A 12,604-nucleotide genomic window follows, 5' to 3' on the forward strand; every position below is an offset into this window, starting at 1 on the left:
CCCGCTCCGACGGCCGGACCGGTCGCCGAGCTTAGGCTTGGCCTAGCCTAGAACCGGAAGCTGGCGCGCAGCAGCAGCACATAGCGGACGTAGTCTTCGATCATCTCGGCGTCGGCCGTGACCGATAGACGACCCAGGTCGTTGCCGACCGAAAGGTTGAAGCCGAGGATCGGGCCGCCTCCTTCGATGGAATCCGGCGACAGGGTAAAGGACGAGCCGCCCGAGGCGAACCGTGCGATGGTCTCGCCCGGATCGACCGAGAAGTTCTGGCGCCAGCCGACCCGCACCTCAGGCCGGATCCAGCCGTCCTGGCCGAAGCCGTAGCCGATATTGACCGCCGCTACGCCGGTGAACAGGTGGCCGTCGCGATCCTCGATCTCAAGGTTGAAGCCGTCGTTGCTGCCTTCCTCGACATGGCCGTCCTCGCTCAGCGAGAAATACTCGACGTAGGCCTCGGGCCGGATGTTGAACCGGCCGAAAGTTCGCTCGTACGAAGCGCCGCCGGCCAGGGCCACGGTGAATCCGTTCCAGCTGGACTGGTTGATGAGGTTGATGTCCTCCGTCACCAGTTGCCGCGTCGAATCAAAGGTCGCGTAGCCTCCGGCTGCCCGTGCCCACGTCGACCAAGCCTGGCCCTGGGCCCGCCATGACAGCCCCAGCTCAATCAGACTGGCGGACAGAAGTTCCTGTGCCTCGGCCTCGGGGTCCTCGATGTCCGACGAGGTGAAGGCCACCGTGACGCCGAACGCGCCGACCGAAGAGCCCCGCTCGATGCCGCCCGCCACGCCAAAGCCTTCGGAGCGGAAGCCGTAGGTGTCAGTCTTGTCCTTGTCGGCGTAGAAGTTGATTTCCTGCAGCCAGGCGCTGGTCTGGCCGGGTTCGACCGTGGCGTTGCGGCCGGTCAGGGCGCGGGTCACCGCATCGACGCCAGACGCCAGCGACAGCAGCGGCCCTCCGGAGTGGTCGGGAAGGACCTGTTCGTACAGGTCGATGAAGCCTTCGCGGGTTGTCTGGGCGATGAAGAGGTCGCGCAACGCCGAGTCTCCAGACAGCGCGCCGTAGAAGGCGTCGAAGGCCTGGCTCTCAACGGCGATGAGGTTTGCCTCTGCTGCCGTCCGTCTGCGTGCGTCCACGAAGACGTCCCCGGCGGCGACATCCGTTCCCGCGGAAACCACGAAGAGGTAGGGTGAGTTGTCCTGGACCGCCACTTGGTCGATCGTTCCAGCGTTCAGGACATCGGCGTCGATGATCGTGAACCGGCGAGGCGAGTCGATCAACGAGTTGAACCGGACGCCCAGCCCCGCGCCGGACGCCAATGTTGCCGTGCCGTTGACACGGAACCCGGCGTTGGTTCCGGTCGCTGGGTCCAGCGTGACGACAAGATTGCCGTCCGCGCCGACGTTGAGCGCGGTCGTCGCTGTAACGCCGAGTTGGCGCGCATCGAGCGTTCCGTTGGCAATGTCGATGGTCAGTTGTCCGTCGCTATCGGTGATCGCGCCCCGGACCAGGCCCCCACCGGTAATGGACAATCGATCCGCACCGGCCCCGAAAGCGACCGCACCGCGCACCTCACCGTTCTCGACGGACATGAGGTCATCGCCCGACCCAAAGCGAATGTCGCCCGCGGTGAAGGGCTCATTGTCGTCCGTGACGCCGTCTCCGTCCGTGTCCGGGTCGTCCTCGCTGGGTGTGCTGGTCACGCCGAACTGGCGGAAAGTCACCCCCGTTGTGTTCGCAGAAACGTCGATCGCCACGGTCGAGGCTGTGATCGTCGTGCCTGCCTCGTCGGCGACGGCGTTCGCCTGGATCGAACCGCTGTTGACGATGTTGGTCAGAGACCCCGAAAGATCTCGGATTGCCCAAGCGTCGGCCACCCCACCACCGCCCGTCGATGCGAGGATTGAGGCGTTATTGGTCAGGCTGCTGACATTCGCCCCGGCGGCGATCGATATGGCAGTCGCCGACGCCGACACATCCGACGCCACGCCGGCGGTGATGTTTCCGTTATTCTCGAGGCGCTCGGCCGTCACGCCTTGGCCTATGGCGATCGCCGTGGCCGATGCCTCGCGCGCGAGGGCAGCGATGGCTCCGTCGTTGCGAACCCCGCCTGAGATCATGACGGATTGCCCACCTGCGACGCCAAGCTGGACAGCGTTTGCGGAGATCCCGTCGTAGACGCCGAGGCCATTGATCGTCCCCCGGTTCACGAGCCCGTAAGCCAGATCGCCCGTACCGGCGACGCCGAGCGTGATCGACCGGGAGGTTGAGCCGACGGTCAGGCCGGCCGCAGAACCGTAGCTGTTGATGATCGAGTCTGCCTCATTGGCGTCGGCGATACCGTCGTTGTCCTCATCGGTCGAAGTCGTGTCGTTGTCGGCGGGGCGAACGTCCAGAACCACACCGCCCGCCACGTTGGACGCCACCACGACCACTGAGCCGCCCTGAAGCAGATCGTCGGGCTCCAGGTCCTCAATGATGGACTCGGGCGGACGCGTGGAATACCGATAGCCCGTCGCGGACATGTCGCCCTGCAGCGTCAGTCGCCCGCTGACGTCACCTGAAACATTGACGCCTACCGCTCCCTGTCCGACTACGTTCATGGGCCCGCCGAGCCGCACGTCACCCGTGACAGTGCCCGTCTGATTGTACCCGATAGCATTCTGGCCGACGACACGCATTGTGCCGAACAAGGATACGTTCCCGACCAGATCCCGCTCTACCGATATTCCGCGGCTGTTGTTCCCCTCCACAAGAATATTGGCCACGTTCTCGACGAGGATGTTTCCTGTCAGGGGTGTTCCGCCTACCAGACGCAGTCCGTATCGGTCTGTCCCGTTTGCAAAGGGGCCGTCCAGATCGCCGTCGTTGTCGTCGTCTGGATAGTTGTCGATGTTGTCGGTGACCGAGATGGCTCCGGCGATCGTGATGTTCCCGGACGTCGCTCCGGCGTCGACCAGGATCGCGGTAGCGCCATCGGCAGCGTTGGCCAGGGTGATGTTGGACCCCGAATCGAGGTCGACGGAGTTGTTGCTGTTTACAGTGACGGCGACGCCGGCGTTTATCGAGATGGATCCACCGGTGGCGAAGCGGATGTCGTCGGGGCCCGTGCCTGTCGCATTCGAGGTTTGTATCGGCGTGCTGCGGGCGTTCGAAATCACGAATTCGGCTTGGGCGCCAGAAGCCGCCATCAGAGGGGCAAGCGCCACCGCGGTCGCGAGCAGTCTACGCATTCGAGAAATCACCCCAGATGGATACGCGCAAGCGGGCGCCGGCGCCTTCTAACAGGGGCTGCGCGGCCTGTCCCAAGTTTCGCGAATTTGAGGCGAATGCAAGGCCGAAAGCGTGACTTAGGCCCAACGATGTTCACTCAGACCTTGTCAAACTAGACATCAAAGTGATATCACTTTGTAACCGTCTGGGAGGCTGACATGAACGACCGCAGAACCGTATCCACCGAGCGTCCGGCAACGACTGCCAACGGCATCCTCATGCTGCTGGCTGGGCTGGGCCTGACCCTGCTGGGGCCGGTCTGGATCATCCAGAACCCGGATTCGGCGTTGAACATCGTCGGCGGAGCCTCGACCATTACGGTCGGGCTGTTCCTGATGTGCGGGCTCTATTCGCTCCAGCCCAACGAGGGCGCCGCGATCCTGCTGTTTGGCGAGTATCGGGGCACGGACCGCGCGACCGGTCTGCGTTGGGTCCTGCCCTGGTACACACGAAAGAAGATCTCGCTTCGCGCGCGGAATGTCACTTCGGACACGCTCAAGGTGAATGACCGACGGGGCAGCCCGGTGGAGATTGCGGCTAACGTCGTCTGGCGCGTCGAGGATTCGGCCCAGGCCCTCTTCGACGTCGACGATTATCAGGCCTTTGTGAACATCCAGATCGAGACGGGGCTGAGGGACATCGCCTCCCACTACGCCTACGACCACGGCGAGCAGGAGGAGGGAGTCGAGGCTGAGCTGACGCTGCGCGCCGATGCGGAAGAGGTGGCTGAGAAGCTGCAGATCGAGCTGGCCAACCGGGTCCGGGTGGCCGGCGTCGCCATCGACGAGGCGCGGCTGGCGCACCTGGCCTATGCGCCCGAGATCGCCGGGGCCATGCTGCGGCGTCAGCAGGCCGAGGCCATCCTGTCCGCGCGCCGCCTGATCGTGCGCGGCGCGGTGGGCATGGTCGAGAGCGCTCTGACCGATCTGTCCGATCGTCGCGTGGTCGAGCTGGATGAGGAGCGCAAGGCGGCGATGGTGTCCAACCTGCTCGTCGTCCTGTGCGCCGACCGGGAGGCCCAGCCGGTCGTCAACACCGGCACGCTCTACAGCTGATCCGTGGCGGGCCGGGCGACCAAACCCTTCCTGATGCGGGCCTCGCCCGGCGTGATGGCGGCCGTCGAACGCCTGGCGGCCGCCGAACTGCGCTCCGTCAACGCTCAGCTGGAGGTGCTGGTGCGGGAGGCCTTGGCGCGGCGCGGCATCGATCCGACCGCCAGAGAGGACGACGACGATACCGCTTGAGCTTGGAGGTTGGCGGGCGTAGGGGCGCGACATGGTCCGACGCACATCGTCCGCACGCATCCAAAAACGACGGACGCGCGTTTCGCGCCGGTCGCTTAAGGATTACGACCCCATGACCATGGCCGATCTCGACGTCCAGGAAGGCGAGCTGCGGCTTATCCCCGGCTGGGACGAGGAGGTCGCTGATACGCTCCGGGCGCTGAAGGCTTCGACGGCCGATCCCCGGCCCCGGATGGTCGACACCACCATGCTGTATGCGCCCCGTTCCGGCGGGGTGAAGCGGTATCTGCTGTCCAAGAAGGCGTGGCTGGAGGCGAACCGGCCCGGCGTCGCCCACTCCCTGATCGTGCCGGGCGCGCACCATGAGGCCGGCGCGGATGGCATCATCAAGCTGCACGCCACCAAGCTGCCGTTCGGCGACGGCTATCGCTGGCCCACGTCGGTGCGGCGCTGGGGCGCGTGGGTCGCCTCGATGAAACCCAGCCTGATCGAGGCGGGCGATCCTTATACGCCGGGGCAGGGCGCTTTGGAGGCCGGGCAGCGGGCCGGTTGCCCCGTCGTCGGCTTCTGCCATTCGGACCCGGCCGGGCTGGCGGCGCTACATTTCGGCGAATGGGCCAAGAAGCCGGTCGAGAAGCGCTGGGCCAAGCTGTTCGGTCAGTTCGACCGCGTGATCTCGCCCAGCCGTTTCATTGCGCGGCGGCTTGAGGAAGCGGGCATCCAGGACATCGTGGTCCGGCCGCTGGGGGTGGAGATCGACACCTTCCGGCCCGATCGCGGCGACCGGAACTGGCTCTTGAAGAAGCTGGGCCTGCCGGCGTCGGCGCGACTGCTGTGCTTCGCGGGACGCCCGGCGCGCGAGAAGAACATCGACACCCTGATCGAGGCCGTTCAGAAGCTCGGCGAGCCCTATCACCTTGTGCTGGTCGGGGCGGGCGCGGGCCTGCCGTACGAGGAGCGGGTCATCGCCCTGCCGTACGAACGCGATCCCAGGCAGGTGGCGCGGATCATCGCCAGCTGCGACGCCTTTGTGCACGCCAACGACAAGGAGCCCTTCGGCCTGATCGTGCTGGAGGCGATGGCTTGCGGACGGCCCGTGGTGGGCGTCAACGCCGGTGGCGTCGCCGAGACGGTCAACGAGAGCGTGGGCCAGTTGGCCCGGAGCGCCGATCCTGACGATTACGCCCAAGCCATCGAGGCGCTGTTCGCGCGGGACACCGAGGCGCTCGGCGCGGCGGCGCGGGTGCATACCGTAGAGCGGTTCTCCTGGAACCGGGTCTTCGAGGACCTGTGCATGACCTATGGCGAAGTCAGTGGTCAGGCGGCGTTCGTTCAGCCGGGCGAGCAGGCGACGGCGCATTGAGTTCGTCCTCGACCGGCGTCAGGCCGTAGGGCGCGACCAGCCTCCAGACGTGATCGGGGATCATCGACTTCATCCGGCGCGGCTCTTCGCGGCGCAGGTGGATGACGGTCTCGGCGGCCTTCATCTCCAGACGGGTGCGGGCGAACTCCAGGCCGCGCGGGCCGGTGCGGGGCTGGAGCCAGCTGACAATGGGGCGGACCCAGTCAGGCATTCGCCGCAGAGGCAGACCGCCGGCGGCGCGTTCAACGTTGGCGATGAAGCCCTGGACCGCCGCGCGGCGTTTGCCGAGGCTGCGGGGCTCTGACAGCCGGACCTCGTCGCCGAGCAGGTCCAGCAGGGCCTGGCCGCGTTCATTGCGCACGATCAGCCACTGCTCGCCCTCGCCGCCCATGTAGCCGACGGTGATGTCCGACAGGGCGTTTGTGTAGTCGACGCAGGTCCGGCAGGTGAGAGGGAAGAAGTCCGGCGCGAGCTGGGAGATTGGCAGGGCGAGGAAGGGGATCTCCCGTTTGCGACCGTCGGCGAAACGCAGCTCGACATGATAGTCGGCGCGGAACTCCAGATAGGTGATGGTCTCCGGTGCGTCGGACAGCAGGCCAAGGAAGGTGTGGAAGTTCTCTGTCGTCGTGTTGTCCGAGCAGGGGGTACCGATGACAGTGATCGCCTCGAACCCGAGCTCGGCCTCTAGCGCGCGCAGGGCATAGATCTGGCACGGGATGCCGATGACCGCCAGGCGACGATGACCGGCGTCCCGCGCGGTCTCCAGCAGCGCCAGCAGGGGCGCATAGCCCATGCGCATGCCGCGCGCCTGCGCCATGTCACTGGCTTGCGTGATCAGGACCGGGACCGGCCGCCAGCGATCGTCGGGGTCGGCGGTCATTGTCAGGACGGCATCGACGGCGTCCGTCTCCAGCAAGCGCTCGCCAATCCGCGTGGTGATGCCGGTCCATTGGGCACCCTCGGCGGGTGGTGTCAGCGTCGCCCGGACCATCCGTCTAAAGGGACCGAAGAAGACTTCGTCGCCGACCTCGGCGCGGGGACGGCCATGGATGCGGGTTTCCAGCCCCGGATAGTCCGGCTTGATGAACTGGCATGCGCGGCCACAGAGACCGGGGTCCTCCATGCGCGATACGCCGCAGTCGGTACAGAGGTTGCGAGGAACGGGTGCGCGCATACGGCAAGGCTGCTCACGCGTCGCGCGCTTCGTCCAGTCCAGAGTTGTTTATTCAGAGGGGCGGATGCGCCACTTTCTGGCTCACAGAAAGTGGCGCGAGTGACGGGGCTCGAACCCGCGACCTCCGGCGTGACAGGCCGGCACTCTAACCAACTGAGCTACACCCGCGTTTCCCGCGGCGACGGTGTCCGGCGCGGCGAGGGGCGTCGTTTAGGCGGCGCCCCCCGCGAGTGTCAAGCGCCTTGGCGGGACTAATTCGCAGACACCGCCTGAACCGCCTCACGCGCCTCGTTCAGGTCGTAGGTGACGACCTCGCCGCCGCCCAAGGGAATGTTCAGGAACACCCACGCCCCGGTCATGATGGCCCCGGCGATGAAGAAGAAGAACGAATAGGGCAGCATGGTCGCCATCAGGTTGCCGATGCCGAAGCCGGGCGTCCATCGCTGGCAGAAGGCCAGGATCAGCGGGAAGTAGACCATCAGGGGCGTGATGATGTTGGTCACCGAATCGCCCATTCGATAGGCCGCCGTCGCCATCTCCGGGCTGATGCCCAGAAGCATGAGCATCGGCACCAGGACGGGCGCCATCGCGGCCCATTTGGCGGAAGCCGAGCCGATGAAGATGTTCACCGTGGCAGCCAGGAACACGATGGCAATCAATAGTTGCCAGGCAGGCAGCCCGCTGGCCTGGAGCTGTTCCGCGCCGAGGATGGCCAGGATGACGCCAAGGTTCGACCAGTTGAACATGGCCACGAAGTGCGCGGCGACGAAGGCCAGCACGATGTAGGGGGCCATGACCGCCATGGAGTCGACGAACATCTTCACCAGCTGCCGGTGATCCGTAAGGGTCTTGGCCGCCACGCCGTAGGCCACACCGGTGGCCAGGAACAGGATGAAAAAGCCAGCGACGAGGGACTGGTAGAAGGGCGTCATCCGTTCGGTCGGTGCCGCTTCCATATCGATCAGCGGCGGGTTGGGTCCAACGCTCATGGCGACCCATGCCCCGATGACCAGCAGCGCGGCGATGGCGGCCCAGAACAGGCCGCGCTTCTCGTCGCGCGACAGTTCAGACTCCGAGAGCTGGATCGGTGCGTCCGCAGACGGTTGCCAGGGGCCCAGGCGCGGCTCCACGATCTTGTCGGTCACGAACCAGGCCAAAGGGACGAAGACCACGGTCATGGCGATGATGAAGAACCAGTTGCCCGCGATATTGGCAGTCCAGTCCGGCTGAATCAGCCGCGCGGCGGGTTCGGTTATGCCGAGGAGCAGGGCGTCCAGATGGCCGGGAAACAGGTTGGCCGAGAAGCCCCCGGACACGGCCGCGAAGCCCGCCGCGATACCCGCGATCGGATGGCGGCCAGCGGCGGCGAAGATCAGGCCAGCGAGGGGAACCAGAACGACGTAGCCAGCGTCCGAGGCATGGTTCGACACAATGCCGACCAGCACCACGATCGGGGTCAGCAGGGCCTTGGGGGCTTTCCGAATCCCCGCGCGCATGCTGGCGGAGAACATGCCGGTGCGCTCGGCGACGCCCGCCCCGAGCATGACGACAAGAACGTAGCCAAGCGGCGCGAAGCCGGTGAGCGTTCGCGGCATGTCGACAAAGAGGCGCCGCAGATTTTCAGACGACATGAGGCTTTGCGCGGCGACGAGCTGGCCGTCGACCGGGTTCACCGCGGACAACCCGTAAGAGGCCGCAGCGACGCTCCCGATGACGAGGAAGCCAATGAACCAGATAAAGATGAAGACTGGATCGGGCAGGCGATTGCCAGCCTTTTCCACGAACGTCAGTACACCGCCGCCGATGTTCACGCGCTGCTCCCAAGCTGTTGTGCTCTGACTTGGACGGCAAACGGGAAGCTTGGCAAGTGACCTGATGAAAATGCGACTGGTTCGCAGAAAAACCTTCCCCTGCATGGGTTTGAACCGGCGAAAGGTTGGGTCTAGAAGACGCCGAATCCGCCGCCCCCTCCCAGTCGCGGCGTGGACCCGGACGCATGAACGACTTCCTTTTGCAGTACCTGCCGATCGTGATCTTCATCGGGATCGCGACGGTGCTCGGCCTTGGCTTCATGATCGCGGCCTGGGTGCTGGCGCCGTCGAACCCGGACAGCGAGAAGCTTTCGGCCTATGAGTGCGGTTTCAACGCCTTCGACGACGCGCGGATGAAGTTCGACGTGCGGTTCTATCTGGTGTCGATCCTGTTCATCATCTTCGACCTGGAAGTGGCCTTCCTGTTCCCGTGGGCGGTGTCGATGTTCGATCTGGCGCGGCCCGACATGATCTTCGCCTTCTGGTCGATGATGGTCTTCCTGGGCGTCCTGACGGTCGGCTTCATCTACGAATGGAAGAAGGGCGCGCTGGAATGGCAGTGATCTCTCCGCCGCTGTCCGGCCCGGCCTCGCCGCTGCCCACGGCCTATGGCCAGGGCGCGCGTTCGACCGTTGAGGGCTACGACCCCAAGATCCACGACAAGTTCTTCGAGGCGGTCAACACCGAGGTCGCCGAGCACGGCTTCCTGACCGCGTCGCTGGACGACGTCATCAACTGGGCCCGCACCGGCTCGCTGATGTGGATGACGTTCGGTCTGGCCTGCTGCGCCGTGGAGATGATCCAGGCGTCCATGCCGCGTTATGACCTGGAGCGGTTCGGCATGGCCCCGCGCGCCAGCCCGCGTCAGTCCGACCTGATGATCGTCGCCGGCACCCTGACCAACAAGATGGCTCCGGCGCTGCGCAAGGTCTACGACCAGATGCCGGACCCGCGCTACGTCCTGTCGATGGGCAGCTGCGCCAACGGCGGCGGCTACTACCACTACAGCTACAGTGTCGTGCGTGGATGCGACCGGATCGTGCCGGTCGACGCCTATGTGCCCGGCTGTCCGCCGACGGCGGAGGCGCTGGTCTATGGCCTTCTGCAGCTGCAGAAGAAGATCCGCCGGACCGGGACGATCGAGCGATGAGCGGCCTGGCTGTGCTTGAGGCCCAGGCGGCCGCGCTCACGCCGCTGGGGCAGGAGATGGTGTCCGAGCTGCAGGTCGATGCGGCCGTGGCCTACGGCGAGCTGACGCTGACGTGTCATCGCGACCGCATCGTCGAGGTGCTGACCGATCTGCGGGATCGCTTCGGTTTTCAGCAGCTGCTGGATGTCTGCGGCGCGGATTATCCGGACCGGGTCGAGCGGTTCGACGTCGTCTATCACCTGCTCAGCCTGACGCGGAACATCCGGGTGCGGGTCAAGGTGACCACGGACGAAGCCGCGCCGGTGCCGAGCGTGATCGCCGTCTATCCGTCGGCCGGCTGGTTCGAGCGCGAGGCGTTCGACATGTACGGCATCCTGTTCTCGGACCATCCGGACCTGCGCCGCCTGCTGACCGACTATGGCTTCAGCGGGCATCCGCTGAGGAAGGACTTCCCCATGACGGGCTATGTCGAGGTCCGTTACGACGAAGAGCAGAAGCGGGTGGTCTATGAGCCCGTCAAGCTGACGCAGGAGTTCCGCCAGTTCGACTTCCTGTCGCCGTGGGAAGGGGCGGAGTATCCGACCCAACCGCTGCCGGGCGACGAGAAGGCCATTGGTTCGGCGGGCACGCCTTCGGGAGGGAAAGCCTGATGGCCGACGGAAACCCTCTGAAGACCGCCGACGCCGTCGACGACCTGGGTCGCATCGCCTTCGACGAACCGGACAACCGGACCGCCCACGCCCGCGAGATGGACGAGCGCAAGTTCACCATCAACTTCGGCCCCCAGCATCCGGCCGCGCACGGCGTGCTGCGTCTCGTGCTGGAGCTGGACGGGGAGGTGGTCGAGCGCGTCGATCCGCACATCGGCCTGCTGCATCGCGGCACCGAGAAGCTGATGGAGGCGCGCACCTATCTGCAGAACGTGCCCTATCTGGACCGGCTGGACTACGTCTCGCCGATGAACCAGGAGCACGCCTTCTGCCTGGCCATCGAGCGGCTGCTGGGCATCGAGGTGCCCTATCGCGCCCAGCTGATCCGGGTTCTGTACTGCGAGATCGGCCGCATCCTGTCGCACATGCTGAACGTGACGACGCAGGCGCTGGACGTCGGGGCGCTGACGCCGCCGCTGTGGGGCTTCGAGGAACGCGAGAAGCTCATGGTCTTCTATGAGCGGGCCTGCGGGGCGCGGCTGCACTCCAATTATTTCCGGCCGGGCGGGGTGCATCAGGACCTGCCCTCCGACCTCATCGACGACATCGGCCGCTGGTGCGCCGAGTTCCCGGCGGCGCTCAAGGACATCGAGTCCCTCGTCACCGAAAACCGCATCTTCAAGCAGAGGAACGTCGACATCGGCGTGGTGTCGAAGGAGCAGGCCCTGGCCTGGGGCTTCTCCGGCGTCATGCTGCGCGGCTCGGACATCGCCTGGGACCTGCGGAAGTCGCAGCCGTACGAGTGCTACGCCGAGCTCGATTTCGACGTCGTCGTGGGCAAGAACGGCGACTGCTGGGACCGCTACCTCGTTCGCGTCGAGGAGATGAAGCAGTCCGTCCGCATCATGGAACAGTGCATCCACAAGCTGCGCAACTGCCCGGGCGAGCCGGTCATGGTCGAGGACAACAAGATCGTCCCGCCGCGCCGGGGCGAGATGAAGCGGTCGATGGAAGCGCTCATCCACCACTTCAAGCTCTATACCGAGGGCTTCAAGACCCCGCCGGGCGAGGTCTATGCGGCGGTCGAGGCCCCCAAGGGCGAGTTCGGCGTCTATCTGGTCTCGGACGGCACCAACAAGCCGTACCGCGTGAAGATTTCGGCCCCGGGCTTCCGTCACCTGCAGGCCATGGACTGGATGAACCGAGGCCACATGCTTGCTGACGTGTCCGCCATCCTGGGCTCCCTCGATATCGTGTTCGGAGAAGTGGACCGATGAGCGTCCGTCGTCTCGCCAAGGTCCAGCCCGCGTCCTTCGCCTTCTCGAAAGAGACCAAGGCCAAGGCCGACTGGTGGATCGCCAAGTATCCCGCCGGCCGCCAGCAGTCGGCGGTGATCCCCATCCTGTGGCTGGTGCAGAAGCAGGAAGGCTGGGTGTCGGAGCCGGCTCTGCGCGCGATCGCCGACCTGCTGGACATGCCCTACATTCGGGTGCTGGAGGTCGCGACCTTCTACACCATGTTCATGCTGGAGCCGGTCGGCTCGGCGGCGCTGATCCAGGTGTGCGGCACGACACCCTGCATGCTGCGCGGCGCGGGCGATTTGATGAAGGTCTGCAAGGACCGGATCGGGCCCAAGCACACCCTGTCGCCGGACGGAAAGTTCTACTGGGAAGAGGTCGAGTGCCTGGGTGCCTGCGTGAACGCGCCGATGGCCATGATCAACGACTACTATTTCGAGGACCTGACGGCCTCGGACATGAACCAGATCATCGACGATTTCGCCGCCGGCAAGACGCCCGAGCGCGGGCCGCGCGTGGACCGGATCAACTCGGCTCCCGAGGGCGGGCCGCTGACCCTGACCGATCCCAAGCTGTATGACGGCTCGGCCGCCAAGCCGATCAAGAAGCTGCCGAACACGGAGCCCGTGACGGCATGATCGCCC

10 protein-coding genes, 1 tRNA gene and 1 pseudogene are annotated in these 12,604 nt (G+C 65.6%); 8 read left to right on the forward strand and 4 right to left on the reverse strand.

All coding sequences use genetic code 11. From position 1 onward, the window contains the following. Nucleotides 1-47 precede the first annotated feature (47 nt). Nucleotides 48-3,230, reverse strand: a complete 3,183-nt coding sequence (locus tag IP78_RS08355) for an autotransporter domain-containing protein (RefSeq protein WP_054111231.1) — start codon at nt 3,228-3,230, stop codon at nt 48-50. Nucleotides 3,231-3,428: 198 nt separating this feature from the next. Here IP78_RS08355 and IP78_RS08360 point away from each other — a divergent pair, with 198 nt between their 5' ends. The 3 genes from IP78_RS08360 (at nt 3,429) to IP78_RS08370 (ending at nt 5,877) form a co-directional block, all read left to right on the forward strand. Then, entirely contained in the window at nt 3,429-4,325 is an 897-nt protein-coding gene (locus tag IP78_RS08360) for an SPFH domain-containing protein (RefSeq protein ID WP_054111232.1), read from the forward strand. 3 nt (nt 4,326-4,328) lie between these two features. Beyond that, nucleotides 4,329-4,514: a hypothetical protein gene (locus IP78_RS08365; RefSeq protein ID WP_054111233.1), complete on the forward strand. Its 186-nt coding sequence runs from the start codon at nt 4,329-4,331 to the stop codon at nt 4,512-4,514. Nucleotides 4,515-4,626: 112 nt separating this feature from the next. After that, on the forward strand, nt 4,627-5,877 hold the full coding sequence (locus IP78_RS08370; RefSeq protein ID WP_054111234.1) for a glycosyltransferase: 1,251 nt from the start codon (nt 4,627-4,629) through the stop codon (nt 5,875-5,877). On the opposite strand, the gene IP78_RS08375 is transcribed toward IP78_RS08370, so the two are convergent. From IP78_RS08375 to IP78_RS08385, 3 genes are all read right to left on the reverse strand, one after another. Further along, on the reverse strand, nt 5,825-7,000 hold the full coding sequence (locus tag IP78_RS08375; RefSeq protein ID WP_231680961.1) for a Coenzyme F420 hydrogenase/dehydrogenase, beta subunit C-terminal domain: 1,176 nt from the start codon (nt 6,998-7,000) through the stop codon (nt 5,825-5,827). The genes IP78_RS08370 and IP78_RS08375 overlap by 53 nt on opposite strands. 142 nt (nt 7,001-7,142) lie before the next feature. After that, nucleotides 7,143-7,219, reverse strand: a tRNA-Asp gene (locus tag IP78_RS08380). Between the two features lie 83 nt (nt 7,220-7,302). Next, a complete protein-coding gene (locus IP78_RS08385) occupies nt 7,303-8,862 on the reverse strand; it encodes an AbgT family transporter (protein ID WP_054111236.1) in 1,560 nt (519 codons plus the stop codon). Nucleotides 8,863-9,047: 185 nt separating this feature from the next. On the opposite strand from IP78_RS08385, the gene IP78_RS08390 reads away from it, so the two are divergent. The 5 genes and pseudogenes from IP78_RS08390 to nuoE all read left to right on the forward strand — a co-directional run bounded on the left by IP78_RS08390 (nt 9,048) and on the right by nuoE (nt 12,598). Beyond that, nucleotides 9,048-9,425: an NADH-quinone oxidoreductase subunit A gene (locus IP78_RS08390; protein WP_029416236.1), complete on the forward strand. Its 378-nt coding sequence runs from the start codon at nt 9,048-9,050 to the stop codon at nt 9,423-9,425. Then, complete coding sequence (locus IP78_RS08395; protein ID WP_197272417.1) at nt 9,395-10,012, forward strand: NADH-quinone oxidoreductase subunit B family protein; 618 nt, start codon at nt 9,395-9,397, stop codon at nt 10,010-10,012. The genes IP78_RS08390 and IP78_RS08395 overlap by 31 nt, the downstream gene beginning before the upstream one ends. Next, the gene (locus IP78_RS08400; protein ID WP_054111238.1) at nt 10,009-10,662 is read left to right on the forward strand and encodes an NADH-quinone oxidoreductase subunit C; all 654 of its coding nucleotides are present in this window, start codon (nt 10,009-10,011) and stop codon (nt 10,660-10,662) included. Before IP78_RS08395 ends, IP78_RS08400 begins: the two co-directional genes overlap by 4 nt. Before the next feature lie 30 nt (nt 10,663-10,692). Further along, nucleotides 10,693-11,939: pseudogene (locus IP78_RS08405) on the forward strand (NADH-quinone oxidoreductase subunit D); the annotation flags it as partial. Further along, nucleotides 11,936-12,598 (forward strand): NADH-quinone oxidoreductase subunit NuoE, encoded by a 663-nt coding sequence (nuoE, locus tag IP78_RS08410; protein ID WP_054111239.1) that lies wholly within the window; start codon nt 11,936-11,938, stop codon nt 12,596-12,598. The pseudogene IP78_RS08405 and the gene nuoE, both read left to right, overlap by 4 nt. Nucleotides 12,599-12,604: the final 6 nt, after the last annotated feature.

Origin of the sequence: Brevundimonas sp. AAP58, assembly GCF_001295975.1 — a bacterium.
Classification (GTDB): domain Bacteria; phylum Pseudomonadota; class Alphaproteobacteria; order Caulobacterales; family Caulobacteraceae; genus Brevundimonas.